Source organism: Myxococcales bacterium, assembly GCA_016699535.1.
Taxonomy (GTDB): domain Bacteria; phylum Myxococcota_A; class Polyangia; order Polyangiales.
In genome coordinates this window covers 3,713,831-3,740,071 of the sequence record CP064980.1, presented here as the reverse complement: position 1 = coordinate 3,740,071, position 26,241 = coordinate 3,713,831, and the positions used below count along the sequence as shown (strand labels likewise).

Below are 26,241 nucleotides of genomic sequence, written 5' to 3'. Positions count from 1 at the left end.
AATTGCTCAAACGACGCATGGGGTTAAACCCAGGTGACAACGATTCCTCAGTGCAAGTCAGCGGCGTTACCGTACCCGCGGCAGCATTTGGATTCGAAGAGCCTGACCCTTTGCCCGAAATCGATCCGAAGCAGCCTATCAAGTCGAGTATGAGCGCGGCCAAAATAAGATGGCGGTAGCTCGATAATGTTTGGAGCTTTTTTGCCATCATGATTCCCACAACCCGCTGATGCTTCCTGTCGAGTTTCCGAAACTTGATTGAGTTGAACCGGCGTTACGAAGCACAGTCAGCCACAGGTTCGATATGGGGCCGCTAGCTGTGATGGTGCCTCCTCCAGAATGTCCGGCGCCGGCAACTAAAACTGGCAGCTCTGAGTCGGTGTGATTCGCATCTCCCATCTCGCTGAGACCGACCACGATGCTACTATCAAGTAGGGTGCTGCCACCCCCGTCTCCGAATGAGCTTAGTTTTTCAACAAGTCGACCAAAACGAGAGACTTTGTACTGAGTCATCTCGGCGAACATTTGGGTATCCGAACCGCAACACAAATGACTTATGTCGTGGTCTTTGACATTGTGGCCCAAAAATCCGTAGGTCGTTGAACATTCTGTACTACTAACGGTAAAGACAACGGTCCTGGTGAGGTCACACGAAAGAGCAAGAGCGACGACTTCCTGCATAAGCTCGGTACGCTGCTGAAGATCGCTCTGGTTGCCGACTGCCTCTCCTACAGAACACTGGCGCGGTGCAGTGGTGCTTTGTAGTTCGACGTTGCGAACTGCAGTGAAATGTTGGTCCAAGCGCTCTCGGTCAGCCTGACTCACGTTTTGTTGTAAACGTTTGATGTCTTCTTTGACGAAATCAAGCACACTTCGACGCCGTGCATGAAGTTGATTGAGTTCATCTTGAGATGTATCAGGAGCCGTGTATGAAGAGAAAAGACGGTTGAATAGCTCACCAGAGTTTTGCACGATATTTTGTGCCTGTCCTGATGCATCAAACGACATCATATTGTACGGTATTCCTCTAAATGAGTTGTAATCTGCTGATAGTACCTGTGCGGGGAAGGGGGCATCTCCGCGCAACAACGCATCAGCTGCTTGATCCACTGAGATGCCACCGCCTCGGGAAATTGAGTCCCCCGATACGACGGACTTTATTCCGTAGTGAAAGTGGTGATGGTAGCTAAATGGCGGCTGACTGAACCCGGAATTTGCAGTGAGATATCGTCATTGGATAGTCCCCTGACAACACTCACAAAAGGATTGACATCTGTGCCGATAGGATGCGATCCGGCTATGCCTTGCGGCGTTAGCGCGCTACGCGCATCCGTGGTGAAGCTGTTCATGTAGCCCCCATCACCCCAATGAAACAGCACAAAACGTTTGGGCGTTTGGATGGTTTGAGCTTGCACCACCTGCCCTTTGCGTCTGATCAGTAAACTTTCAAGGGGTGGAAGTGCGGCGGCAATCGCTCCGAGTCCCATCCCCGTTAGTACGGCTCGTCTTGAGGTCTTTTTAGGCATCCGAGAGCAGAATGGATGCAAAGTTCATACCAACGCATCTTCTACAAAAAGCTAGGTTTAATAATAGCAGAACATGCTATGGTCGGAGCTAAATTTGTTCCGGAACTTTTGATATTCTACGTGGATATTGCATCTCATTGCAATACTACGAAAATTTGGCAACAAGGACCATGATAAGCGTATGAAAACATTTTTGCCGTGGGCGCTTGTTTTTGTGCTTGGCGCATGCTCGGGCGCGGTAGATCCGAGTAAAATAGAAGTTATTCCGGATGACATCGAACTATTGCCTCTAGAAGCAACCTGTGAAGTGCTTTTGGATACTGAAACTTTGCTTGGAGTGAGCCCTCAGGGGCAGGCTTGGCTGCGTGGTGATGTAGCTTCACGCTATGTTGATCAAAAAGGCCTGTCGACTCAAGTGTCCATTCCTTCCAGTGCCGGGCAATTTGTGGTAGCGTTTCGCGATGAGCGGGCGTTGTTTGAGGCGCCTCAAGGTATTTATGCCGTCGACAAAAACGATGCGCGCAGCATTGTCTTTCCGGAGTCCGTTGCTGCCTTTGCAGCGATGTGTGGGGATCCTGAGACAGACGGTCCTAGTTTTGTTGCAACCGAAAATGGTTTGTTTCGTTATGAAAACGATGGTTGGGCTGCGTTTCGCTCGGAGTTTATCGATTTTCGTCAAATCAAGTCCTTTGCCACTATCGAAGGGCAATGCATCGCGGATGATGAGATGCTTTGGTTTAGGAGCCGAAACCACGCTTGGCGTTTCGATCTCGTGAACGATCAACAGGAGCAAGTACAAAACTGGCCTGAAGTACATCATCTGGACATCGACCCCGAGCTTGGAGCAGTGATCATTTCTAATTCAGCGCTTTATGTGGGAGCTGAGGACAGCCTTCGCAAAGTGAAGTGGGGCAGTGGTACGCTTCAAGCCTTTTCAAAAAGTGAAGGAGTGCTTTGGGTTGCACATGGTGGTCAGCTCCTAAGTCGAGATGGAGTGGGCACCTGGAAGCGCTATCTCCCTGAGACAATTAAATTATCTTCGCTATCTGCATTGTATGCCTATTCGAAAGACGCTTTTTGGGCGCAAACCAGTGATCAACTGTGCCACGTCTATACTGACGACCTTATTATCGTCAAAGGTATTGCTCCGTATGAACGCTACCGTGGCAATCAAGTGAGCTTGGAAGTTTCAACGGTGGTGTCGACCGATAAGGTAGCGGTATCGGTAGACGAGGGGCCTTTTCAGACCTTTGATAAAGATGCCAGCGGAGAGTTTTTTAGCGGTACCGTAGAACTTGGAGACCTCGAAGGCTGGCATAGCCTACGCTTCCGAGCTCAGAATTCTGGCAAGCAGTGGTTCCGCACTCTTAGGGTAGAGCGCCTGGCCCAAGCTCTATAGATCGAGCATGTTCCAGTTAGCTGACCAGTCCTTCGAGGACTCCGGTATTCCAATCGGGGCGACCGAAACTATCTCCGGGTACGCCCACCGCATTCATGATAGTGCGCAACAGATCATTGTGAGGTCGCCCTGGACCGTATTGAAGATAGCGGCCACCTTTGATGCCGGCATTTTTTCCGCCTATCAATGTGAGCGGAGCATTGTTGTGTCGATGATGTCCGTGTGCAAGTTCACTGCTCCAAAGAATAACAGTGTTGTCCAACATGCTGCCGCTGCCTTCACCGTATGCAGCAAGCTTGCTTGCGAATGATGCGACTTGCCTTGAATACCATTTTTCTCTCACGATAAGTTCATTGAACTCACGACCCACATTGTGGAAGCTGTGTGAAATCTCGTGGCCAAGTAAGAAGGCATCACTTTGGTTGACTCGGTCAGCAATAGGAAAGCTAAAGGGAATCAGGTTGAATGAATCGGAATACTGAAGTGTTGCAACACGCGTGAGATCGCAGGCAAAAGCCATGACCAACAAATCAATATGCAGCTGGGAAAAAATAGGAATGTTTTCCGGACTTAGGGTTGGCGATCCAGGGACAGCTGGAAGCTGACAGCGATCACCGATCACCGGTGTGGCCACGATTCGCTCCTCCAAGTCGCGAATCATGCCGCAGTGTTGCTCCATTCGCTGACGTTCCTCGTACCCCAGTTCATAGTTCATGTACGATTTGCAGCGATCCAGAACCGTATCGAGCACCGAGCCGCGGCGCGCACGTAAGGCTTGCAGTGCCGTAGGTGAAGTATTGAGATCCGAGAAAATTCGATCAAAGACCGCTCTTGGAGAATTCGTAGGGGGAAGCGGTTGATTCGCTCCGGCATAGGACATGCGTCCGCGCACATCACCGTTTGTGACGTGTACGCCGAGCTCCAGACTTGAAAAGCGTTTGCCTTTGGAAAGCGTTTTAGCGAGGTGCTGGTCGAGAGAAATTCCGGAAGCCCATCCGGCGAGGCTTCCATCGCCGCCCGCTTGCGCTCCTGTAAGCAGCGGCCGACCCGTTAGGAACTTGCCCATGCCCATCTGGTGGCCTTCTCCAGGATCGAAATCGTAACCCACATCATCCGGACGCGGATACCCGTCGTTGGGGCCACTGCGTGGCCCGCGGCGTTCATCGCGTGTGTAGTCCAGGCCGTGAAGAAAATTGACGTGGGGCGCGATGCTTGAAAGCGGGGCATTGCAGTGATTGAAATTGAAAGTCCCTCCCTTGCCATCGCTAAGCGGGCCGTTGCCGTTAGCGTTGGTTGTGGGCCACCAATAATCAGGTGCGCCTGCAAACGGTTGCGCTGTTCCATTGGGGCGAAACATTGCAACGAAACGCAGTGGCTCCGATGTTGCAGCTGATGCTTTTGATACTCGGCCAGTGATAAAGTCACTCTGGAAAAGCGGCAAAGCCACAATGACACCACCGCTTCCTCGCAGAAATCGGCGCCGGGTAAGTTTCTTACTCATGGAGTCTCCTTCGGTAAAGCAGGTGCGGCTCGAAAGACTTTGCTGATAGCGAGCTGTACGAGGAGTTCCTTGAGATCTTTGCCTGAGGCCTTGAACTCGGTGTGAATGGCTTCAATCGCCGATTCATCTTCAAGATTCTCTCCGCGTCCCATCATGTAGCGGTACCATTGACGTACAAGGCAGGTGCTGACGGCATCGGAACTGGCCAAGCGTGTTGCCAAACCCTGCTCGCCATTTAGGCCTTCAATGTAGCCATTGACCTCTGGATCGACAGCACCAAAAATATCGCCACTTGAATCGACGGTGACCTCTTGGTCTCCGACGGTTTCTGTCTCGCGCCAGGCGCCCATGGTGTCAAAATGCTCGAAGGCAAAGCCCACAGGATTAATCTTCATGTGACAGCCCATGCATTGGGGGCAGAGGTTAACTTGGTGACACGTTCGCGTGTCGTCTGATTGTCGTCCACGGGCGGAACCGAGGCAGGGGCATCGGGGGGTGGTGGCGGAAGATGTTCGCACAGTAATTTTTCTCGGATAAATACGCCGCGGTGAATGGGTGAGCTCTGATCGGATTTTGCCAAGATTGCCATCAGCCCTGGCTGAGAAAGCAGTCCCGAGAATCGATCCGAATCCGCTTCGATGGGTAAGTAACCCTCGCTTGGTGCTGGCATCTGCCAGCCATAAAGGTCTGCCAAGGTTTGGTTGACGAATACCTTGGGTGAGAGCAAACGATCTTCAAGGGTGCCATCGCCAAAGTATTGATCATTGATGAATGCGAGCACGCTTGTGCGCCAGGCCCCGCGCAGTGCTGGCGAGAATTCAGGGTAACGCACACGATCTTTGGTGACAGCGTAAGCTCGATACAGCTTTAGCCATTGATCCGAGAAGCGCCAAACGACCATTTTTGCGCGCTGCGCCTCGAGCATGCGGCGGGCTTGGCTTTCAACGCCGATACGCGTGCTAAGTGCACCACTTCGCGCTGCCTCAAAAAGCTCATCATCTGGCATGGTGGACCACAAGAAATAAGAAAGGCGAGACGCCATAACGAAGGGATCAAGTGTCCCTGCACTATTTGGCAGCTCGGCTCGGTACAAAAAATCGGGAGACTGCAGTGCTGCTTCGAGGCTCATACGAAAGGCAGCGTTGAAACCGGATGTGTTGAATACTACTTCAAAGAGCTCTTTGTAACTCGAGAGCTGCTCCTCGGGTACAAGAAAACGAAACATTTTTGGGATAAAGTGGTCCAGGAACTTCAACCCGCACGCCTTAGTGGTGCCTGCCGCACCTGCACACTCCATGATGCTGGCTGTTAGCGAAACACGCTTTGCAAGTGCCGCTCCAGAAAGCATTTCTGCAGCACGCATATAGGCTTCAATTAAAAGAGGATTCGCGACGTGCGAGTGCGCCATGTTATCAAAGCCATCGCTTACGTTTTGATCGGGAAAAGTCCCAACGATGGCCGCTGCATCGTCGATAATTCCAAGATCGGTCACGGTGTTTTGAAATTCCGTTCGCGTCAGCAAACGAAGGGTTTCGGGTCGCGCCGATTCAGGGAGCAGTACCTGCTCTTCGGTGGGAGCCTGCCAATTGTCGGAGTAAGCGCCAATTTCCCCTTGGCTACACGCAGACAGCAACAAGACACAGCCAAGACTTCGAACCCTTAGTACGAGCATATCCGTATTATTTCATGCAAGATTCAAGCCTACACCGTCATCCTGAAACAAAGTTCAATGAAGACTGAAAATATTGGTTTTTTTAAGGACGAACTTGCTGCAGTGCTTTGATTCTCCCTTGGATATCCTTTTTGGACCCTACTCAAGTGGTGTATATAGACCCCACATTGTACGAATTGTCGCTGGGTAAGTGGACAGGTAGCCCTACGCAGAAAGGACTTTTCCCGAGCTTTCCGTCTCTCCGGCTTTCCGAGTCGCTCGGAGCTACGAAAAGCTCGGAAAAAGAGTGCTCGATTAACTTTCTTCTTGTTTGCCACCATCACCCTAGCACTGCGCAGCTTCGTGGTGACTGTTGACCCTAACTGTCCACTTACACGCAGGAGGGGCATGGGGCATCACGCTCAGGCGTCAACAATCGGCGCCGCGGGACGCGAAGCGGGCTTGATGGGATGCTTTGTCTTACTCCTTGCTTGGAATTTAGGTATATGCAGGGCGTGGTAGCTGAATACATTCAAAAAGCCTCGGTACTGCATGAAGCGCTTCCCTATATAAGGCGCTTCCGAGGTCGGACCTTTGTCATCAAGTACGGCGGCCATGCGATGGTTGATCCCAAGCTTCGGGACAGTTTTGCGCGTGACGTATTGCTACTCAAATTCGTTGGTATTCAACCGGTTGTCGTTCATGGTGGTGGCCCTCAGATTGATGAGACACTGTCATCGATGGGCGTCGTTTCCGATCGCATTGACGGCCTAAGAGTGACCGATGATCGCACCATGGGTGTGGTTGAAATGGTGCTTGGCGGCAAGACCAATCAAGAGATAGTTTCCCTGATTTGTGCTCATGGCGGACGAGCAGTCGGGCTATCAGGAAAAGACGACGCTTTCATGACCGCTGAAAAAGTCGATCGCATGCAAACTAAAAAGGGGTCAGTGGGTTGATCCCGGTAGAGTAGGCGCGGTCACCCATATCAAAACAGGACTTATCGAACAGCTGGTGCAGGGTGGCTTTATTCCGGTGATCGCTCCTGTTGCGGTGGATGAGAATGGCGCGGCTCTTAATGTCAATGCCGATACGGTTGCTGGGAAAATTGCAGACGCTTTGCAAGCTGAAAAACTTGTGCTTATGACCGACATTGAGGGTGTTCGCGATGGCGCGGGGCAACTTTTGCGTACACTCATGGCCAGGGAAGCTAAAGCGCTTCGCAAAAACGGTGTCATCGAAGGGGGTATGGTTCCTAAAGTAGAGTGCGCGCTTGATGCTGTGGATGGCGGTGTACGCAAGGTTCACATTATCGACGGCCGCATGCAGCACGCTGTTCTTCTCGAGATTTTCACCGACGAAGGCATTGGCACGCAGATTCACCGAGCGTCCCTCCTTCGCCGTCCTCTAACTTAGCGGCGCTCTGTTCAATTGAGTCAATTCTTGCTTGCTCGGCACTTGTCATGCCGCGTTGCACCTCCTCGCCTTAGAGCCTCGTTTCTGCGCGATTTCTCGGTCAACACGAGTGCTCGGTTCTCGTGGTTAGGGATCTGGCAAAAACACATCGGGCCTGTTAGATCTTGGCCATGTCCAGCAACCTCCAGACAAGCACCGAAGCTAAAACCTATTTTACTGCAAACATGCGGCCAGCGCCTATTGTCTTTGAGCGTGGTCAGGGCTGTCATTTGTGGGACATCGAAGGGCACGAATACCTTGATATGTGTGGGGGCATAGCCGTGCTTTCAGTGGGGCACAGCCATCCGACTTTGGTTAGCGCGATTCAAGATCAAGTCGCTAGCCTAATGCATGTCTCGAATCTTTTTTTCAATGACAAAGTCATCGCGCTTGCAAAAGCTATCACGAGTCGAACCGTTTTTGATCGCGTTTATTTCGTTAACAGTGGAGCTGAGGCCAACGAAACGCTGCTTAAGCTCGCACGACGCTACCACTACGAACAGGGTGACAAAGAGAGGGTGCAAATCATTGCCATGGAAGGGAGTTTTCATGGCCGAACCTACGGAGCACTCAGCATGACGGGCCAGCCGAAATACAAGATTGGCATGGCACCCATGGTAGGGGGCATCGAGCACGTACCGTTTATGAATATTGAAGCGGTTAAAAAAATCATCGGCAAGCAGACGGCAGCTGTGATGGTTGAGCCATTGCAAGCGGAAGGCGGCATTCACGTTGGCAGTAAACGTTATCTTCAACAACTAAGAGAGTTATGTGACGAGAATGGCGCTCTGTTGTTTTACGATGAAGTTCAGACTGGCTACGGCAGGACTGGCGAGTTTTTGGCGATGGAGCACAGCGGGGTTGAGCCCGATGGCTGCAGCCTGGCCAAAGGCATTGCGGGTGGTTTTCCTTTAGGCGCGATTGCCGTCAAAGAAAAACTGACGGAGGGCTTGCCTCCTGGCAGTCACGCCACAACTTATGGCGGCAACGCGCTTGGATGCGCGGCAGGGCTCGCGGTGTTGCGTGTTTTTGATGAAGAAAACATTCTTGATAACGTGAAAAAACAAAGCAGTTATCTTTTGGCTGGCCTTAATCAATTGCGGGAGAAGCTAGGGACGGATATTGCCGTCGATGTGAGAGGGCAGGGACTATTGTTAGGACTTGAGTTAGCCGATTCGATTGATCCTTTGGCGCTGCTTGGAAAATTGCGAGAGCAGAATTTGTTGCTGTCGCTTGCAGGCGGAAAGGTTTTGCGTTTTTCACCGCCATTGGTCATTGAGCAAGACTTGATCGAACAGGGCTTGAGTATCGTCGAGCAAGTGCTTAGCGACCCTCCCAAAAAGGAAAGCAAATGAAGAACGATTTTCTTACTTTGTGGGATTTGGGCACGGAAAAAATCGAGAAAGTTTTGGCCCGCGCAGAGGAGCTCAAGCGCCTGCGTGCAGAGGGATCGACCCCTCGCGTCTTAGAGGGAAAACAAATCGCGATTCTACTTGAAAAGGCTTCCACCCGAACGCGCGTTTCCTTTGAAGTAGGTATCCAAGAGCTGGGAGCAAATCCCCTTGTCCTAAGCGCAAACGAAATGCAATTAGGACGGGGCGAGAGCATTGAAGATACAGCGCGAGTGATTTCTCGTTATCTTCATGCTGTGGTTTACCGAGGCCATGGACACGATCGCATGCAAGCTCTTGCTAAGTACGCAAGTATTTCAGTGATCAACGCGCTCTCGGACAGCTACCATCCTTGCCAATTGCTTGCGGACCTATTGACGATCCGTGAGCACGTCAACAAGCCGTGGTCCGATCTTCGCGTGGCGTGGGTAGGAGATGGTAACAATATGGCCCATTCGTGGATTAACGCTGCTGCTTTGTTAGGCTTTGAGTTGCGTATCGCTTCTCCTAAGGGCTATGAACCGGATGCTGAAGTGCTGAAGCATGCTACTTTACAGGGCAAAGTACGCCTTGTTCTTGGGGATAATGCCCAAGAGGCCGTTTTGGATGCCGATGTTGTCAATACCGACGTTTGGGCCAGCATGGGGCAGGAGAGCGAAAACGAAAAGCGAAAACTGGCTTTTGACGGCTTCTGTGTAAGTGCAGAAATCATGCGCAAAGCCAGCGATAATGCTATATTTCTTCATTGTCTTCCTGCCCACCGAGGGGAAGAAGTAGAAACAAGTGTGCTCGAGGGTGCATCCTCAAGAATATGGGATGAGGCGGAAAATCGCTTGCACGCTCAGAAGGCACTGATGGAAGTATTGCTTTCGGAATGAATTTGGAAAAAGTCCCGCGCGTTGTACAAGGTATCGATATTCGTTCCTTGCCCATAAGCTCAAAAGAAGCGTATGTACTGTCCTGTCTTGATAGCGTGATGAGTGTGCTTGAGTTGGTGTCTGTGACGGGCAACACCGAGCAAGAAGTCATGGCGATGCTATCACATCTCCAAGACTTGGGAGCCATCGAATGGGTGGATCCTCCTCCGCCGGTTTCTCTTCGTCCACCGCGCCTGACCGCTCCTCCCTCTGCAGCGTCCACCACCAAGAAAGTCGAAGCGGAGGAGCATGTCGACATGGATAGCGCTCGCGCTAAAGCAATTCTTGATATGTATGCTCGGCTCGATTTGCTTTCTTATTACGATTTGCTTGGAGTTGATAAACACGCTGATCGAAAAACCATTCGCAATGCTTATTTTAAGCTTTCAAAAGTTTTTCATCCCGATTCGATGTACGGAAAAAATATCGGTTCGTACAAAGTAAAGATGGAGAAAATTTTTACGCAGCTGACAAAAGCATACGATATGCTGAGTAAAAAACAGCTGCGCGAAGAGTACGATGCCTATCTGAAAACCCGTGAAGATACAGATACCGCGCGGGTTCTTCTTGAAAAAGCGGATGTTGAGGAAAAGGCAGATACCGAACCGCCATCAGGTAGTGGCGATGACGAAGAAAAAAATGCCCTTGAAGCGACGCAGCAAAAGGAAGCAGCCAAGGCACGTTACAGAAAATTTGCTGCTCAGAAACTGTTTTCGGCGATTGGGCGTTCATCGACTCCACCGAAGCCTGGAGCGCCTAAAGCGGACCGGCAGGAGCATGCAAAGACGCTAGCGCGCAATCTTATGACTTCGGTGACAGGCTCTTCGGCAGTTCGTACTGGCCTTGGACGCTCCGCTCAATTTCTTAAAGGGGCTAAGGACGCCGAACGAGCGGGTGATCTGTCGGCGGCGATGAACGCGATGCGTTTAGCAAAAGCTATGGCACCGGATAATCCGGACATAGGCAAGGAATATGAGCGCATGAGAAAACTCGTAGCTCAGAAGCTTGTCGCCGATTACATTGCGCAAGCACGCTATGAAGAGCGTTTTAGAATGTGGGAGGCCGCTGCCAATTCCTGGGTGAAAGTGACGAAGGCAAAGCCTGATGATGCCGAAGCCTATCACCGAGCTGCTGCAGCCATGCTTCAAGCAAAGGGTGACATGCGTCATGCGCAAAGACTCGCAAAAAAGCGGTCAGTTTGGCTCCGGAATCAGCTGGAAATAGGATAACCCTGGCAAAAGTACTTATGTCGACGGGCCTTAAGCGAAATGCCCAGCGCGAACTGGAAGAGGCGTTAACACACCATCCAAATGACGCTACCGTCAAAGACCTTTTGAAGCAGATACACGATGACGATGCAGAATAGTGTGCTGTTGGTCAATGGAGGCTTTTTGGTGTTCATTGCTGCCTTCAAAAGAGGGTTACAGCGGCAAATTCTGGCCGTGTTAGTGCTTAAAGTGATTGAAATGCGACGATTCCATGGTTTTGAGATAGATTTGCAGTTGCTAGTCATCTAAACTTGGACGGGAAGACTATGGAACGTGTTATTGGTATTGATCTAGGGACCACCAATTCCTGTGTTGCAGTGATGGACGAAGATGTGCCCACTGTTATACAGAATCGCGGCGGCTATAAAACAACCCCTTCAATGGTCGCCGTAACGGAAGCTGGCAAACGTCTGGTTGGCCATATTGCTAAGCGACAGGCCGTCACGAACGCAGAGAATACGGTCTACGCAGCAAAACGCCTGATTGGTCGGCCTTGGGATAGTGACCAGGTCCAAAATGCAGTTCTCAGTTGCGCCTATCATATTGTGGAAGGGCCTCACAACGACGCACGAATTCGATTGCGCGACAAAGTTTATAGCATTCCAGAAATCAGCGCGATGATTCTTCAGGAGATGAAAATGGTCGCTGAAGAATTCCTTGGCGAAGAAATCAAAAAAGCTGTCATTACCGTTCCGGCTTATTTCAACGATGGCCAACGGCAAGCCACGAAAGACGCGGGTAGTATCGCCGGGCTTGATGTGATTCGCATCATCAACGAGCCCACTGCTGCTGCATTGGGCTACGGTTTTAACAAAAAACTCGATCGAACTATTGCTGTTTTTGATCTTGGTGGTGGTACTTTCGACATTTCCGTTCTCGAAATGAGCAGCGACGATGTGTTCAAGGTGATAAGCACAGCGGGCGATACTTTTTTGGGTGGCGAAGACTTTGATATGCGCATCATGGACTGGTTAGTGGATGAGTTTTCCAAAGAAAATGGCATCGATTTGCGCCAAGACCGCATGGCTCTTCAGCGACTGAAGGATGCGGCAGAAAAAGCAAAGTGCGAGCTCTCTACAGTGCACGAAACTGAGATCAACCTTCCATTTGTGATCTCCAATGCACGAAACGAAGCCATGCATTTGCAGCAACTTCTCTCACGTTCGCAGTTAAACGAAATGTGCGAAGACCTTGTTCAGCGCACGCTAGAGATTTCAAAAAATACCATTGAGGGAGCAGGGCTTGGCACTGAGGATATTGAAGAAGTAATTCTCGTTGGGGGCATGACCCGCATGCCGCGTTTACAAGAAGCTGTGGGTCGCTTCTTTGGAAAAGAACCAAGCAAAGGAGTTCATCCTGACGAAGTTGTAGCCTTGGGTGCGGCGATTCAGGGCTCGGCGTTGCTCAATGAAGAAGATGATATGATTCTTCTCGATGTAACACCACACACCTTGGGTATCATGGTTGTTGGTGGTTATTTTGAATCACTGATTGCTCAAAACACAACCATACCGACGTCAAGCAGCAAGGTCTTTACGACCGTTCGCGAGAACCAGACGGCCGTGAAAATATTGGTCATGCAGGGTGAATCTGAGCGTGCTGAAGAGAATGATTTGCTCGGTGAGTTTGTTCTCACTGGACTTCGGCGTGCCCCAGCCGGGCAGGTTGAGGTTGAGGTGAGTTTTGACATCGATGCCGACGGTATTGTGAGTGTGGCAGCCAAGGACACGGAAACAGGCGCGGCTCAGTCCATCACGGTGACCTCGACGAGCGGCCTGACCCTCGAAGAGATCCAGTCGATGACTGCTCAAGCCGATAACTACGCTGTTTCCCGTCGTTCGGATGACAATATGGAAGCGCTCAAGCAGGAAGTCGAGACTATTGTTGATGAAATTGAACGGCTTTTTCCCGAGGTTGAGCAAATCGTCGCGGGCAGCGAATTCGGGCGGGACGCCATCGACAAAGCGCGAACAGTCGTCGAACGGGTTCAAAATCTTGTAGACCGAAACGATACAGACGGTGTAAGGGAGCAGCTTGATGCTCTAAAACGCACCCAGCGTATGTTTCGAGGGGTGGTTGGCAAAACCTGATTTGTAACAAGAGAAGCTTAGTATGGCGAAGTCAAAACAGATTAATAAAGTAGTCCTGGCTTACAGTGGCGGACTCGATACTTCGGTAATTCTCACCTGGCTTAAAGAGAAATACAACGTTGAAGTTATTGCTTATTGTGCTGAGGTTGGCCAAGAGGAAGATCTCAAAGCCGTCGAAGAAAAAGCCATGGCAACCGGTGCAAGCCGCTGTGAATTTCGCGATTTGCGTGACGAGTTTGTTCGCGATTACTGTTTTCCTATGCTCCGCGCGAATGCCATTTACGAAGGTGAGTACCTTTTAGGAACCTCTATTGCGCGACCACTTATCGCCAAAGCTCAAGTGGAAGTGGCACATGCAACTGGAGCAGAGGCCATCTCGCATGGCGCAACCGGCAAAGGAAACGATCAGGTGCGATTCGAGCTGTCTGCTCTTGGCATCGATCCCCACATCCAGATCATTGCGCCTTGGAGAGAATGGGATCTGAAGTCCCGTAGCGATTGCATTGCTTACGCCGAAAAACACAAAATACCGATCACTGTGACGGCCGAAAAACCGTACTCGATGGATCGCAACCTCTTTCATATCAGTTACGAAGGCGGCGTGCTCGAGGATCCTTGGAACGAACCCAAAAAGATATGTTCCTATGGACTAAGGACCCGATGGATGCGCCCAATAAGCCGTTGGAGCTTACCTTGCGTTATCAAGCTGGCGATCCTGTTGCGGTCGACGGCAAAGACATGTCTCCAAGGAAGGTCCCTTGAAACTGTCAACGCCATGGGTGCGGAGCACGGCATTGGACGTGTCGACATAGTAGAGAGCCGTTTTGTAGGCATGAAATCCCGAGGCGTTTATGAAACCCCCGGTGGCACAATCTTACAAAAAGCACACCGAGCATTAGAGTCGATTACTTTAGATCGCGAAGTGATTCGTTTACGCGATCAAATGATTCCAGAATATTCATCTTTGGTCTATCGAGGTTTTTGGTTCGCTCCAGAGCGAGAAGCGCTGCAAGCTTTCATTGACCAGGCACAACAAGTAGTCAGTGGTGAAGTTCGCTTACGTTTGTACAAAGGAAACGTGACAGTGCTCGGTCGTCGGAGTGACGATAGTCTCTACGACGAAAGGTATGCGACCTTCGAAGAAGATGAAGTGTACGATCAAAAAGATGCCACGGGCTTTATCCGCCTTAACGCGCTAAGGCTCCGACTCCGAGCTAAAAAAAGGTAGTCTTGAGGAATATTGCCCTGGTGGCTGAAGGACGCTAAACTGCGAAACTGGAGATCCGTTCAAACGGACATGGATTGAAAAGGGTTGGAAGGTCCAAGTACAGAGCTTATTTTTGGCCTTGTTGCTAGCCTGTTAGCTTCAAGCAGCATTGGCCTTGTTAACGTAGCCTTTGGCATGTGCCCAGATGGTGTGCTGCAGTCTTACGTCAACGACAAACAGAAAGGTTTGCAGCGCACGGCAAAACGCTTGCTTGCTGAACGTTACGTCATACGGCTACGTTTGACCGTAAGTCGCGCTTTCTTTATCTGCACATCGGCCCTGCTTTGGACGCAGCTCTGCCCGAAAGGATATTTTGTCGGCCGATTTGTAGTGGCTGCGTTTTTAGTTGCCATTTTAGATGGCTTGGTTTCGGTTGTTTTTAACCGTCTTTTTAGAAAAGCCATTCAAGATCGTATCGTGTCTGTTTTTCGTTGGACGAGGCCTTTTGATCTTTTATTGATGGTATTGACCTATCCCGTTTGGCTTTGCTGGAGATTATTGGAAAAAATGTTTCCCGTCTCGACCGAAGAGCAGCTTGGGCGTGTGACCGAGTTTGACGTGGAAACACTCATCGAACGAGGTCAACGTACCGGTACGTTGAGTCAAGATCACGCCGAGATGCTTAAAAGCATTCTTGAGTTCCAAGATACACTGGCCCGTGAAGTCATGGTCCCACGCACGCAGATGGTGGCTTTAGACATTGAGACTTCGGTTCAAGACGCGCTAAAAACAGTGCTTGAAAAGGGACATAGCCGTTACCCTGTTTACCGGGAGCGAATCGATCAAATCGAAGGCTTGCTGTACGCGAAAGATATTTTCAAAATGTATCAAGACGGTACGGTTGGCCAGCAGGTTGTTTCATCCTTGGTGCGCCGTCCAGCGTACTTTGTTCCTGAGAGTAAAAAAATAACGAGTTTACTCCGGGAGATGCAGGCCAGGCGTATCCATCTTGCCATTGTGGTTGATGAATTTGGCGGGACCAACGGCATTGTCACCCTCGAGGATATCATTGAGGAGATAGTGGGTGAGATTCAAGACGAACATGATAACGAAGATGTGCCGATAAGACGGATAAAGCCTGACTTGTTCTTAGCCAACGCTGCTGTTTCCATTTACGATCTTGAAGATTTTCTTGGCGAAGAAATGCCGCGCTCGGAAGGCGATTATGATTCGGTGGGCGGTATGGTAACAGAGTTCGCTGGAGCGGTTCCCCAAGTTGGGGAATCTGTTGAGATTGGTCCTTTTATCTTTACGGTGCGTGAAGCCGATAAAAAACATGTGACACGCGTTGAGATTCGACGTGTTATGGTAACAGCGGAAGCAAAATAGTAAGTAACTGGTCAGTCCGTGGTGCCTGCAAGGGCTTTTTTCGAGGTTTCCGTAGATTCGAGAGCCCCCGCAGCGACGAGGAGGCACGTACACCGGTACTTGCCGACGATGAGCAAGGAGGTAAGCCGAATCTGTCGAGTGGGTGGCTCACACCGCGCGAGCGCGTGAATCGACAAGCTCGAAAAAAGAATTGTCTTCTCGCTTTGCCCTTGTGTACGTATACTTCTTGGTTAACTGCTGACTTTTGTCACCCACTGACCAGTTACGATGCATAGTTGAGCCAAAGCTGCTCGACTTGGATTCCCGTCATTTGAGGAGTGAGGATGCTAAGATGCGCATGATTACCTTCGGGGGCTTGTCCCACGGACCCGACTGAAATCAAATGGTGCTCTGCTAGGTCACGACGAAAAGGCGTGTGTGAGCCGCCACAGACAATAAACTGCGCATGGTCATCATCGATGAGCTCAACGACTTCCTCTGCACTCATATCGTGCGTTATGGGAGTATAGGGATCTTTGGGTGAGCCGTGCACCAGCAAAATCTCTTCACCATTGACCAATGGAAGCCGTAGATGCTTAGGCAGTTTCGCCAGACGCGTTATCACGAGCTCCCCTAAGGATTTTTCGTTTCGAGAAAAATCTTGCGAGCGTTTTCAGCTCCGTCACTTTCATCGCCTTTGCCAGGATCGGAGATCTGGCAGAGTGCTTCATCCGATGGGCCTTTGACCATCCGGGCATTAATAGCCCTCAGCTTGCGCCATACCTCTAGAGGCTGGCTTCCCCCCAGCAATAGATCGCCGGCTACAAAGAGATCGACAATCCCTCGAATCGCAAGTTCCTTAAGGACAGCCTCCAAAGCAGGCAAATTTCCATGGATGTCCGCAATGCAAGCAAAAGGGCGATTTAGTGGAGCTTCAGGTGTCATTTAATAAGAGGATATCTCATAAATCTCGAGCAAGGAATTCCGATCAGCGTAGCATTCTCTTGTAAATTTGCTACAGCATCAACTGTGAGTAGCGAATCAAAAGTAATTTTCGCAAACTTCCCGAAGGCGCGTAATCAGGACTCGGGGCAAGCGGGTCGCGGTGCATCGGATCTGGCAATTAGCAAACAGGGCTCATTGATCTCCGAATCCAAAGCTGCCGTGATTTGCGGGCTGGAAGCTGCACAGCTTCGTCGCTGGCGGCAGATGGGATTGTTGAGTAGCCTGCACTCAGACGGCTATTCATTTGATCAGCTTGTGATCATCCGAGCACTGGGAGCATTGAAGGAAGCTGGGCTGTCTTCTCGTTTTGTTGCTCGGGCCATGCATACGATGCATCGCTTTGCCTCCGATACACCTGTGGATTTTCTAAAGCAGCTAGGAACCGCCGGCCAAACACTGATGGCATCCGACAGTGAAGGTGTTTTTGACCCACTCACAGGTCAGTGTGCCTTTCCTTTTGTTCAGAAGGAACTGGATCGCTTTCATCACGTTGAGAAAAAACACGCGAGCATGGGGCATCGGAATGCTTTGGCTAGGCGTTTTTTCTTACGTGCGCTGCGGGCTAAGGAACAAGGCAGAGCACTTTCCTATGCGCTTCGCTGTCTTGCGCAAGCCAAGCGCTACCATCCAGACTCTATTGCAGTCGATGTCGAAACAGCCTCGGTATACGAGGCCATGGGGAAATATAGAAAAGCGGAGACCTTATTGCACAAGGTATTTGAAAAACAGCCTTTGCATACAGAAGCAAGGCTTAGTGCTGCACGTCTGGCGCTTCATCAGGATGACTGGTCGTCGGCTGAAAAGCATCTCCAGATATCGGTAAAAATCGATCCAGGTCACGCCAAAGCACATCTCATGTTAAGTGTTGTTTTGGAGCTTATGAACCGAAGCGATGATGCTGAGTTGCATTGGCGAGCCTATCTCGAACTGGAGCCGACATCGCTATGGTCCGATCTCGCCTTTTGTACCGTTCGAAAAACAAAAAAATAGGACAGTTATCCTCTTGCATGGCCTGCGTGAAACAAGAGCTATTCTTGTTTTCCGTCTTCTTCTTCGTCTTCGCTTTGCAGATCCATGGGAATCTCTTCGTCGCCTTCGAGCTCCGAAACACCGGATTCGGGTAAAGGCGGCGGTAGGCTCGAAAAACGAGGCGGTTCGCTAACGATGGCCATGTCATCTTGCGCTGCCGAAAGAGCTTCCTCTTCGTCAACTTCTTCGAAGCCCTCGGCATCAAAGAGGTCGTCGTCGCCGGCAAGGTCGCCATCCGTTACAGAGAGCTCGTCGCTCTTTTCCATAGCATTGAAGCTGTCGTTCTCTTCGTCCGCAGCATCATCGTCTGTTGCAGGGAGCTCGTCGCTCTTTTCCATAGCATCGAAGCTGTCGATGTCTTGCTCGGCGGATTCATCTTTTGCTTCCAAAAGGTTCTCAGCGGTTTCACTTTCCAAGAGATCGTCTTCATCGTTCGACAACGGTGCTGGCCGATCGGAAGAAAGCTCGTCATTGCTGATCTTATTTACATCGGGATCATCTGCAGAACTCGGGTCGGATAACACTTCATCCCATGCGCTCTCGCTCTGCGACGCTTCGTCATTTTCTTGAAGCCTTTCAAGATGTTTTTCAATGGCCTCGTCGTGTGGAGTGTTCAGTAGGGCGCTCTGAAGAGCATCAATGGCCTCATATTTGTTGCGCAGGTCGTTTTCCCAAACCGACGCGATTTGAAGATGGATCCCAGATTTTTCTTCGGGACTGTGCGCGTAATCGAGGTCCCGTCCCAAAGCGATAAGGAGTTGACTGAAGTCACCTGTGGCTCTTAGGCACTGCTGTAGGCGTTTGGATGCGTCTTGATCAAAGCGAAGAAGTAGCATGTGCTGATAGGCTTGAGCCGCTTCTTCTGGGCGTTTGAGGTCCTCTTCGAGCAAGCGTCCTTTTCGATAAAATAGCGACGTTGCCGTTTCAGCTTCAAGTGCTTCGTCCGCAAGCTCACCGAGCAAAGCGACAAGCTCTTCAAGCATGTCAAAACCCCGCGCCATATCTTCAAGCGAATCAAGAATATTGGAATCTGAGGGATCAACGGTAGCAGCGTATTTCAGTGCTTCAAGGGCACGTTCTTTTTGAGCCCCTTCTTCTGCCAGGTATTTGGCTGCACGAATCAGCATGTCGACGGAAGTCTGTGTTCTTTGTTCGGTATAAAGACCTTCGTACACCTTGAGCAGTGTGTCACGGGCAGCTCTTTCAGTGCTTGATGCATCAGCACCCGCTTCCTTCGCAAAACGCTCGTCAAGATCTGCTGCGAGTCGTTGCACTTGTTTACTTGCAGCATCTTCGCCAATGGCCATAAGAGCAGCTTGTCCAAGATAAGCTAGAGCACGTTTTTTGTTATTCAACTGCTCAAGACACAATTCGATAGCTCGCTCCATGATGGGCAGGCTTTGCTCCACCGAATCAGCTCCACTTCGCATCCGATCGTAGACAGCAAGCATTTCCTCGGAACGCTTCGCTGCCGTAGCGAGTTTTTCTGCGCTCTCAACGAGGGATAAATCATCCGAGTCGAGTGCACAGGCACGGAGAAGTTGATCAAATGCCATCGAATAGTCTTGCTTTTCAGTTTCAAGGACGGTGGCGTGACGTTGTAAAAGCTCAACCTTACGAGCATCATCTTCACTATTACGAAGTAAAGTTTCATAAACCTGGCCTAGACGCTCCCAAGCTCCAGCTAGTTGAGCTAAACGATCAATCTCATCGAGATACGATTCATTGTTAAGGTCTGTAGCAAAAGCGCGTAAAAATGCTTCAAGTGCTTCTGTTGGATCCTTCGCGAGTTCTTCGTAGATGCGAGCTGCGCTTTTCCAATGCTCGGCGCTTTGCTCGGGGCTTTGTGCCTGTTGAGCCATTTCCACAAAAATCGAGGCAAACTCCATGCCCTTTTCGGCCTTCTTAGCAATGGCCTCCAAGGCGGTTGCAGCATCAATCTCGGCGCTTTGTACAGCGGGCAGCAGTCGCGTCCAAGCTCCGTTGAGATCATCAAGTTGCTCGTAACACAAGTTGGCTGCGCGGATACGTGCTTGCAGTGCTTCTTCGCTGTCGTCCTGAAGTTGCGCCACCGCATCAAGGGATACGACCAAGTCTTTGGCCTCCGTTGCTTCATCCAGATGCGTTATCAGGCGAGTGTGTGCTTCAAGAGAAGAGGGCTCGCGTCCGACCCAGGCACGAAGCACTCGAGTTGCTTTTTCCGAGTCAGGAATGTCGTTCTCATAGAGATCGGCAAGTTGTTTGCATAGTTCAATGCTGGAAGAAACATCCTCAGTGAGTCGTAGTTTGGCTTCAAGCGCTTCCGCAAGGCCGGCGTTATCGTCGCTTTCAGCACACCATGTTTGTAGGGCATCGAGAACGGGAACGTAACTGTCATCAAGGTTGCGGATCACCTGCTGCAAGGCCTCAATGGCTCGCTCGTTTTCATTGAGATGATCATGCAGAACTTGAGCTCGCTCAAAAGCAAGGTCACGTTTCACTACTGCATCGCTTTGAATCGCTTCGAGCCGGCTAATGATGTCAACGAGTTTGTCGTAGTCTTCGTTGCTTCGAGAGTGCTCCCGTAGGGCGAGTAGGGCTTCTGGGTCATCATTGAGTTTTAGGATGCTCTCCCAAGTGCTGGCTGCATGCTCTGGGTCGCTAAGGTGCTCTGTATAAGTTCGGGCGATCCTTCTCAGAAGTTCAATCTTGGCGCCGTCTTCCTTTTCAAGCTTTACTCGCTTCTCCAGATATTTGACCAGATCATTATGTTGACCAAGTTTTTCGAATACAGAGCACAGCGCATTGAGCGTAGTTTCGTCTTGCGGACGAAGTTCAACAGCTTGGCGGTAGTATTCGGATGCGTGGTCTAAATCACCGAGCTCGTTTTCTGCGAGATTGCCCATGCGAATCAGAAGTTCCGCTTTTCGACTTTCATCAGCGAGTTCGAGTTGAGAGTTGAGCACGCGAAGCAGCTCATCGTGCTGATTTCGCCGCGCGTAGATAAGCTCCATGCGCTCCAGGGCACCAAGGTATTCGGGAGCATCTTCAAGGATCAACAGACAGGCATTTAGAGCGCCTTCGTCATCGCCAATTTTCTCGTCACTTATTTCAGCAATCTGATGGAGCAATTGCAGTCGTGTCTCACCCGTTTCAGTGGTCTCGAGGCGTTCCTTCAGCAATGGCAAGGCTTCCTCGTAACGTCCCTCTCCAAGTAAAAGCTCGGAAAGAGCCACACAGGCCTCAGCATCGCTTGGAAGGAATTCGCGTACCTTTGCGAAGCTTTCAATGGCTAAAGGATTATTCTGCTTTTGCTCTTGATAGATGCGTGCGATTTTTCTGAAAATCTCTGCTTGAGCGTCGATATCTTGCAAGGCAAGTGCGCGACGTTCCAAGTCTTGAATCAAATCATCCCAGCGTTCTGCCTCACGAAGTAGGCGTTCAAGTGCATCAGAGGCTTGTTCGTTGGCAGGGTTAAGTCCTACCACAGCGCGCCAAGCGCCAATGGCACCTGCCGGATCTTGTAAATGGCTTTCGCTGATTTTCGCAGCTTGTCGGAGGCGCTGCTCTTTGGCTTCGGCCGATGCGCCTGGCAGACGAGCCGCACTGAGCATCAAGTCGCGTAATTCATTCCACGCACCCATGCGCTGGTATTCATCTTCAAGGAAAGCTAAAATTTCGGCGTCAGTGGGGTCGATCTCCATGACGTGACGAGCATGCTCAATGGCTTCACTGCGTCGCTCAAGCGTGGCTAGCGCCTGAACCAAGTCGCGGCGGTACGGCAAGCTTTGCTCGGGCGGAAGGTGTTGCACCAACACGTTAAGCGCTCGTTCCAGTCCAGCGGCGTTATTCGTTTGCTGGTAGAGCCCAACCAAAACCTCGGCAGCCCAGGTATCGGAGGATTGCAAAAGAGGCTCAAGGCAGTTGATTGCATCTTCGACTTGTCCCGCGGTGGCGTAGGCATGTCCGAGTTTCTGACGTGTACTTTGCGCCAAAGGATCTTCGGGCGCAGCTTCCAGAAAACTAACCCATCGCGCTGGGAGCAGTTCGTTGTAGCTACCAAGTTCGTTGGCTAGCGCTTCGAGCATTTCAAGCGCTGCTGCATGGCCTGCGTTGGCATCCAACGCAGCCTGCGCATAGGCGAGCGCTTGTTCGCTGTCGACTTGTGAGATAGCTCCCGGCTGATCGAGTGAGGTGTTCGGTGCAAGCGCTTGCTGTACCGTGCTTTGCGCAATGCGAAAGAGCAAATCTGCCGCTTGATGACGATCCAGTTCGGCTGCATCGGCATTGCGGTTTGAGGCTGCATGCCCGAGCAAATGGCTCGCCAGCTCATAGAGAATAGTGACGTCCTCGGGAGCCAACTCCGAAGCCTGTTTTAAGGCCACAATTCCGCCTTGCTGGTCACCCAAATGCAATTGCCTTATTCCCGCAAGTTCACGAAGAAGCGCGGCTTTACGTTCAGGGTTTTGCTCCGCGTTAACTTCTTGGTCGCACAAGGTTGCCGCCATGCGCCAGTTGCCTTCGTTGCGGTAAATCTCTCGGGCGGCGTATACGGCAGCGACCATCGTGGGGTCGAGCTCAAACGCTTTTCGGTATTGGTACACTGCACGATCCGCTCGATCAAACTGATGTTGCCAAATCTCTCCCAAGCGAAAATGAAGACCTGCCAGTTCAGAGGCCGAGCCGCCGTGCTTGGTGGCCGTTTGAATACGTTGCTGCAGAAGCCGAACTAGGCGTTGAAAGTCTCCTGATTGCTCGATGATGTTTTCAAGTTGCAGCGAAGCTTGCTCATGGTTTGGATTGCGTTGAAGCGCGCGCTCCAAAAGCGTTACCCCTCGAGGGTGATCGTTGAGCTGCATGGCATATTGAGATGCTTCAACATAAGCCGAGGCCGCCGCGTTTGCGTCGCGACTTTGAGCAGCCCATCCTTCAAGGAGGTTGGCAAGCGAAGCATAATCACCCATGCGCTGGTAATGATTGCGCAGCGTTTGAAAAGCTTCTTTATCGTTTGGATTTCGCCTAAGGCGCTGAATAAGTTCGTCAATTGTCGCAGACATAGAGGCCTAAACACTATCACGATCCCGCACTGCCTAGCGACTATTTGGCCCCTAATTTGGCGAGTAAAACGCGATCCGTTCAGGCAGTGCCAAGCGGAGGATCGATGCCTTGCTGGGTGTTGCTTTGGAAGCTTCAAAAGCGTCGAGCAAAGCATTGGGCCCAAATCGCTGTCTTTTCACGTTGAGTCATAGGGGATTCTCGCTATTTTGCTAAAATGACAATTGTGGCAATAATTATGCTAAAAAACAGACAGTTTTGTCTGTTTTTTAGAAAAAAACTGCCAAAATACCTGTTATAGGTCGCGTTGGTCCAGTTGTTGCGGATTCCGACAAACACGTGGCCTTGTACGGGCTGACGCCCTGCGAAACCTTTGCTGCTACCATGGTAGTGCTTGATACGGCTCTCACCGATTCGCCAACAAAGTAAGACTTCCTCAACCCCGTCTTTATACGAATAAAAATCAACAAGCCCTTTTTCGATGTCTTTGACTTGAGCGCCCAGAGCATGCACTTGCTCAAGCTCACTACGCACGGTGGCATACAGCGCCTGCGCTTGCGTCAGCTTGCTGTGGATGTGGTGCGGGCCTTCAAATACCTCTTCGCCCGATAAGAGTTCGGGGCTAACGGGCACTTCTTTATCCATGAGCAAATCTGCCGATTGGCGCAAAAACACATGGAGCTGAAGCACCCGTCGCATGTGTGTTTCAACCCTTGGAAGCATGGCGTTGGCTTCCTCTAGGCTGAAATGTTGGTGCTTACTACCCATCTACTTAACAGTATTCCGGAGACCTCGTAATTGGTCAATCACGAAATGAAAATCGCCGCTGAATTGAAGCCCGATTGGTGTTGCAAGGCACCGGAATTTCCGTTGTTGCTTTATCCGTTTTTTCCCGAAGCTTGGCTCTGTTCAGTTTTCACGAAGGTGCTACTGTAGGTTTATGGATGACCCCATTTCTCGTTTTCAGGAACGTTTCGATGAAGCTAAACTCAAAGAGAGCGGGGATGCGACGGCTGCTGCTTTGGCGACAGCGGATCGAGCGGCGCGTCCAAGCGTGCGGATTGTGCTGCTCAAAGATTTTTCGGAAAAAGGTTTCGTTTTTTACACCAATTTCGGGAGCAGCAAAGCCAGTGATTTAGCGCAAAACCCACAGGCAGCCCTCTGTTTCTTTTGGCCGACGCTTGCCGAACAAGTACGCATTGAAGGGACAGTGAGTCGGGTTTCCGAGGCCGAAGCCGATGCGTATTTCAAAAGTCGCCCGCACGAAAGCCAAGTGGGAGCGTGGGCTTCAAAACAGAGTCGTTCTTTGGACAGTCGAACTACGCTCGAATCACGCTTTGATGACTTTAAAAAGCAGTTCAAAAAAGGAGAGGTTCCTCGTCCGGAGTTTTGGGGCGGGTATTGTCTGAGCCCCAAACGCATCGAGTTTTGGAATGCGGGTGACTATCGCTTGCATGATCGCGATCACTACATCAAAGACGGTGATTGTTGGAAACATGAACTGCTCTTTCCATAAGCATCGATAGTTTTCATTGTGTTTAGTTCAGCCTTTTAGACGGAGTTAGCGCGCTTGATCTGCAGGGTCATTTTGTCCCACGCTAAAGTAGTGCAAAATAGTTGTGTTGATTTTACTGACATGGGCCTACACTAAACAAACGAACGATGCACTTTGTATGCCAAGCATCTTGGCCCGAAAAAAACAGGCACGAAGAGCTAATTGCTATCTTCTATTGAATAGAAGAGCAGCAAATCCTAAGTGTCAGAGTTTTGCCATATAGCGAGAATGTTTTAGGAATTCTCTTGACTCACGCGGTGGCCTACCTATTCTCAGGAAGGTAGTGGTTGCATGCAACATCCTCGGGCTGGTTGCTTTGGGAGGTGTTGTGACGTTGGGCGTGATCGGTGTGGTGCACTTGTGCGGTTGGTGCTCGCAGCGGCAGGAGGGATGTTATGCCAGTTGGCAAAGTAAAATGGTTTAACGATGCAAAGGGCTTTGGTTTTATCAAACTCGAAGAGGGACCAGATGTGTTTGTGCATTACAGCCAAATCGATGGCGAAGGTTTTCGAACGCTTGAAGAGGGTGAAACGGTAGAGTTCGAGCTCGTGGAGGGTCCCAAAGGTCTGCTTGCAGAACGCGTGACCAAGCCACCCGAGGCGATGGCCTAGAGGCGATACATTCGCTTTCGAAGATACTCAAGCATTCCTGTGTTTAGTTAGCTATGCGCTCGGCATGAAGCGAGCGTTCGCCGCCCCTTCATTCGAGCAGCGTGCGTCCTAAAATTAGCGTTCAAGGGCATGGGCTATTGAGCACTACAAGTGCTGGCTTCATCAAGGAAGCTGTGTCATATAAGGGGCGAAAGAAGCATGATTTTGCTTCCAACTTGCGATCAGTGCACAATGCCGGTCAAGTCAATTCAGAGGAGATGTTGTATGAATTCGCGTGGTTTATCTTGGGGTCTTAGTCTTGCATTGCTCTTTGCCGTAGCCTGTGCGGAAAACGCAAGCAGCACAAGGAACGATTCTGGCACAAGTGATGTTGATATTGACAGCACTATCAACAATAACAATGATTCAGGTACGAGCACGGGTTTGCCTGGCTCGCTTACCGTTGGAAAACTGGGCTCCTCAGGTGAGTGCAGTCATATGGAAATCACAGAAGCCAACGCCGCTGCCGGAACTGCAACTGCTGTTTTTGATCATACCGACGCTTTTGGGTGCGTTGCGGTTGCTCTCGATGGCGCGGGTGATCCCGTAGCGGCTTGGTCCAGCCAAACGGACAATGGGACGACGTACTATTGGACGTACCATATGAGTGGTCTTCGTGTAGGAAGTCTCAATATCAAATTCAAGTACAATGTTCCCAATTCGAATAACCCTCCATGTGCTAGTCCCGAGAATCCGGAAGGCACCGCACTTAGCTGCGATGTGTACGTCTCGGGTCCGTAGTACGAATGCTGTTCAATTGAGCCATTTTTCGGCTTAATATGAACAGCATTGCTGCTTAAGCGATGGCGTCTGAAAAAAGTTCAGACCTTTGAAATGAATTTTTCCATTTGCATAGCCCAGCGCACTTCTTCAGCAAGCTCGGGCAGTTCAACATTTTGTTTGCTGTACCTAACTTCGTGCCAGACATCGAGGACTTTATCGGAGTTGACCGGGTCCTTGATGTCGGTCACGTCATGGGCCGCTTCGGCATAGCCACGTGCGCCCGCGGTAGGACCCGCGGCGTTCCGAACTTTTGAAAATAACTCTTCGGCAGTGGATTGGGGAAAATCAGAACGTTGAGCCCGCACGATGAAACTCATTCCGATGCGATCGTTGACATGAACGCGCACGCTGGAATCCATCATATGCACGCGCACACGCTCCGCAAGTTGAATTTCACCACCCAGGGTTTGAT

At 50.7% G+C, this 26,241-nt stretch carries 22 protein-coding genes and 2 pseudogenes; 14 read left to right on the top strand and 10 right to left on the bottom strand.

Annotated elements, in window-relative coordinates; all coding sequences use genetic code 11:
- Positions 1-207 precede the first annotated feature (207 nt).
- Complete coding sequence (locus IPJ88_17625; protein QQR92078.1) at positions 208-1,161, bottom strand: DUF1552 domain-containing protein; 954 nt, start codon at positions 1,159-1,161, stop codon at positions 208-210.
- Positions 1,158-1,526 carry a hypothetical protein gene (locus IPJ88_17620; GenBank protein ID QQR89958.1) on the bottom strand — a complete coding sequence of 123 codons (369 nt, stop codon included), beginning with the start codon at positions 1,524-1,526 and terminating at the stop codon, positions 1,158-1,160. The genes IPJ88_17625 and IPJ88_17620 overlap by 4 nt, the downstream gene beginning before the upstream one ends.
- 181 nt (positions 1,527-1,707) lie before the next feature.
- Here IPJ88_17620 and IPJ88_17615 point away from each other — a divergent pair, with 181 nt between their 5' ends.
- Positions 1,708-2,925, top strand: a complete 1,218-nt coding sequence (locus IPJ88_17615; GenBank protein QQR89957.1) for a hypothetical protein — start codon at positions 1,708-1,710, stop codon at positions 2,923-2,925.
- Positions 2,926-2,941: 16 nt separating this feature from the next.
- Here IPJ88_17615 and IPJ88_17610 read toward each other — a convergent pair whose 3' ends face one another.
- Genes IPJ88_17610 through IPJ88_17600 form a run of 3 tightly spaced genes read right to left on the bottom strand, consistent with a single transcriptional unit; the run spans position 2,942 to position 6,098 of the window.
- Positions 2,942-4,426, bottom strand: a complete 1,485-nt coding sequence (locus tag IPJ88_17610) for a DUF1552 domain-containing protein (GenBank protein ID QQR89956.1) — start codon at positions 4,424-4,426, stop codon at positions 2,942-2,944.
- Positions 4,423-4,833 carry a DUF1585 domain-containing protein gene (locus tag IPJ88_17605; protein ID QQR92077.1) on the bottom strand — a complete coding sequence of 137 codons (411 nt, stop codon included), beginning with the start codon at positions 4,831-4,833 and terminating at the stop codon, positions 4,423-4,425. The genes IPJ88_17610 and IPJ88_17605 overlap by 4 nt, the downstream gene beginning before the upstream one ends.
- Positions 4,818-6,098, bottom strand: coding sequence for a DUF1592 domain-containing protein (locus IPJ88_17600; protein QQR89955.1), 1,281 nt, complete (start codon positions 6,096-6,098; stop codon positions 4,818-4,820). The genes IPJ88_17605 and IPJ88_17600 overlap by 16 nt, the downstream gene beginning before the upstream one ends.
- 485 nt (positions 6,099-6,583) lie before the next feature.
- Here IPJ88_17600 and argB point away from each other — a divergent pair.
- The 9 genes and pseudogenes from argB to IPJ88_17555 all read left to right on the top strand — a co-directional run bounded on the left by argB (position 6,584) and on the right by IPJ88_17555 (position 15,794).
- Positions 6,584-7,493, top strand: a pseudogene (gene argB, locus IPJ88_17595) (acetylglutamate kinase).
- Between the two features lie 170 nt (positions 7,494-7,663).
- Positions 7,664-8,887, top strand: a complete 1,224-nt coding sequence (locus tag IPJ88_17590) for an acetylornithine transaminase (protein QQR89954.1) — start codon at positions 7,664-7,666, stop codon at positions 8,885-8,887.
- Positions 8,884-9,801 (top strand): ornithine carbamoyltransferase, encoded by a 918-nt coding sequence (argF, locus tag IPJ88_17585; protein ID QQR89953.1) that lies wholly within the window; start codon positions 8,884-8,886, stop codon positions 9,799-9,801. Before IPJ88_17590 ends, argF begins: the two co-directional genes overlap by 4 nt.
- Entirely contained in the window at positions 9,798-11,069 is a 1,272-nt protein-coding gene (locus tag IPJ88_17580; protein QQR89952.1) for a J domain-containing protein, read from the top strand. The genes argF and IPJ88_17580 overlap by 4 nt, the downstream gene beginning before the upstream one ends.
- Positions 11,039-11,206 (top strand): hypothetical protein, encoded by a 168-nt coding sequence (locus tag IPJ88_17575; protein QQR89951.1) that lies wholly within the window; start codon positions 11,039-11,041, stop codon positions 11,204-11,206. The genes IPJ88_17580 and IPJ88_17575 overlap by 31 nt, the downstream gene beginning before the upstream one ends.
- Positions 11,196-11,357, top strand: coding sequence for a hypothetical protein (locus IPJ88_17570; GenBank protein QQR89950.1), 162 nt, complete (start codon positions 11,196-11,198; stop codon positions 11,355-11,357). The genes IPJ88_17575 and IPJ88_17570 overlap by 11 nt, the downstream gene beginning before the upstream one ends.
- 17 nt (positions 11,358-11,374) lie before the next feature.
- Complete coding sequence (gene dnaK, locus IPJ88_17565; GenBank protein ID QQR89949.1) at positions 11,375-13,198, top strand: molecular chaperone DnaK; 1,824 nt, start codon at positions 11,375-11,377, stop codon at positions 13,196-13,198.
- A gap of 22 nt (positions 13,199-13,220) precedes the next feature.
- Positions 13,221-14,426, top strand: a pseudogene (locus tag IPJ88_17560) (argininosuccinate synthase).
- Between the two features lie 84 nt (positions 14,427-14,510).
- Positions 14,511-15,794: an HlyC/CorC family transporter gene (locus tag IPJ88_17555; GenBank protein QQR89948.1), complete on the top strand. Its 1,284-nt coding sequence runs from the start codon at positions 14,511-14,513 to the stop codon at positions 15,792-15,794.
- A gap of 262 nt (positions 15,795-16,056) precedes the next feature.
- Here the strand turns inward: IPJ88_17555 and IPJ88_17550 are convergent, their stop codons facing one another.
- Entirely contained in the window at positions 16,057-16,398 is a 342-nt protein-coding gene (locus tag IPJ88_17550; protein QQR89947.1) for a metallophosphoesterase, read from the bottom strand.
- A gap of 8 nt (positions 16,399-16,406) precedes the next feature.
- The gene (locus IPJ88_17545) at positions 16,407-16,718 is read right to left on the bottom strand and encodes a metallophosphoesterase (protein ID QQR89946.1); all 312 of its coding nucleotides are present in this window, start codon (positions 16,716-16,718) and stop codon (positions 16,407-16,409) included.
- A gap of 84 nt (positions 16,719-16,802) precedes the next feature.
- Here IPJ88_17545 and IPJ88_17540 point away from each other — a divergent pair, with 84 nt between their 5' ends.
- On the top strand, positions 16,803-17,768 hold the full coding sequence (locus tag IPJ88_17540; protein QQR89945.1) for a tetratricopeptide repeat protein: 966 nt from the start codon (positions 16,803-16,805) through the stop codon (positions 17,766-17,768).
- Positions 17,769-17,806: 38 nt separating this feature from the next.
- Here IPJ88_17540 and IPJ88_17535 read toward each other — a convergent pair whose 3' ends face one another.
- Together IPJ88_17535 and IPJ88_17530 are read right to left on the bottom strand one after the other, a co-directional pair.
- A complete protein-coding gene (locus IPJ88_17535; GenBank protein ID QQR89944.1) occupies positions 17,807-22,843 on the bottom strand; it encodes a hypothetical protein in 5,037 nt (1,678 codons plus the stop codon).
- Positions 22,844-23,045: 202 nt separating this feature from the next.
- Positions 23,046-23,564, bottom strand: coding sequence for a DUF2203 domain-containing protein (locus IPJ88_17530; GenBank protein ID QQR89943.1), 519 nt, complete (start codon positions 23,562-23,564; stop codon positions 23,046-23,048).
- A 217-nt stretch (positions 23,565-23,781) separates the two neighbouring features.
- On the opposite strand from IPJ88_17530, the gene pdxH reads away from it, so the two are divergent.
- From pdxH to IPJ88_17515, 3 genes are all read left to right on the top strand, one after another.
- The gene (pdxH, locus tag IPJ88_17525; protein QQR89942.1) at positions 23,782-24,357 is read left to right on the top strand and encodes a pyridoxamine 5'-phosphate oxidase; all 576 of its coding nucleotides are present in this window, start codon (positions 23,782-23,784) and stop codon (positions 24,355-24,357) included.
- A gap of 434 nt (positions 24,358-24,791) precedes the next feature.
- A complete protein-coding gene (locus IPJ88_17520) occupies positions 24,792-25,007 on the top strand; it encodes a cold shock domain-containing protein (GenBank protein QQR89941.1) in 216 nt (71 codons plus the stop codon).
- Positions 25,008-25,271: 264 nt separating this feature from the next.
- The gene (locus IPJ88_17515) at positions 25,272-25,787 is read left to right on the top strand and encodes a hypothetical protein (protein QQR89940.1); all 516 of its coding nucleotides are present in this window, start codon (positions 25,272-25,274) and stop codon (positions 25,785-25,787) included.
- 80 nt (positions 25,788-25,867) lie between these two features.
- Here the strand turns inward: IPJ88_17515 and IPJ88_17510 are convergent, their stop codons facing one another.
- Complete coding sequence (locus IPJ88_17510; GenBank protein QQR89939.1) at positions 25,868-26,191, bottom strand: hypothetical protein; 324 nt, start codon at positions 26,189-26,191, stop codon at positions 25,868-25,870.
- Positions 26,192-26,241: the final 50 nt, after the last annotated feature.

Coding starts and splice junctions, on each gene's coding strand:
- IPJ88_17610 (QQR89956.1), bottom strand. CDS start 4,426: ATGAGTAAGAAACTTACCCGGCGCCGATTTCTGCGAGGAAGCGGTGGT.
- IPJ88_17510 (QQR89939.1), bottom strand. CDS start 26,191: ATGATGGATTCCAGCGTGCGCGTTCATGTCAACGATCGCATCGGAATG.
- IPJ88_17515 (QQR89940.1), top strand. CDS start 25,272: ATGAATTCGCGTGGTTTATCTTGGGGTCTTAGTCTTGCATTGCTCTTT.
- pdxH (QQR89942.1), top strand. CDS start 23,782: ATGGATGACCCCATTTCTCGTTTTCAGGAACGTTTCGATGAAGCTAAA.
- dnaK (QQR89949.1), top strand. CDS start 11,375: ATGGAACGTGTTATTGGTATTGATCTAGGGACCACCAATTCCTGTGTT.
- IPJ88_17620 (QQR89958.1), bottom strand. CDS start 1,526: ATGCCTAAAAAGACCTCAAGACGAGCCGTACTAACGGGGATGGGACTC.
- IPJ88_17535 (QQR89944.1), bottom strand. CDS start 22,843: ATGTCTGCGACAATTGACGAACTTATTCAGCGCCTTAGGCGAAATCCA.
- IPJ88_17530 (QQR89943.1), bottom strand. CDS start 23,564: ATGCTTCCAAGGGTTGAAACACACATGCGACGGGTGCTTCAGCTCCAT.
- IPJ88_17590 (QQR89954.1), top strand. CDS start 7,664: ATGTCCAGCAACCTCCAGACAAGCACCGAAGCTAAAACCTATTTTACT.
- IPJ88_17615 (QQR89957.1), top strand. CDS start 1,708: ATGAAAACATTTTTGCCGTGGGCGCTTGTTTTTGTGCTTGGCGCATGC.
- IPJ88_17570 (QQR89950.1), top strand. CDS start 11,196: ATGCAGAATAGTGTGCTGTTGGTCAATGGAGGCTTTTTGGTGTTCATT.
- IPJ88_17605 (QQR92077.1), bottom strand. CDS start 4,833: ATGGGCTGTCACATGAAGATTAATCCTGTGGGCTTTGCCTTCGAGCAT.
- argF (QQR89953.1), top strand. CDS start 8,884: ATGAAGAACGATTTTCTTACTTTGTGGGATTTGGGCACGGAAAAAATC.
- IPJ88_17520 (QQR89941.1), top strand. CDS start 24,792: ATGCCAGTTGGCAAAGTAAAATGGTTTAACGATGCAAAGGGCTTTGGT.
- IPJ88_17545 (QQR89946.1), bottom strand. CDS start 16,718: ATGACACCTGAAGCTCCACTAAATCGCCCTTTTGCTTGCATTGCGGAC.
- IPJ88_17600 (QQR89955.1), bottom strand. CDS start 6,098: ATGCTCGTACTAAGGGTTCGAAGTCTTGGCTGTGTCTTGTTGCTGTCT.
- IPJ88_17580 (QQR89952.1), top strand. CDS start 9,798: ATGAATTTGGAAAAAGTCCCGCGCGTTGTACAAGGTATCGATATTCGT.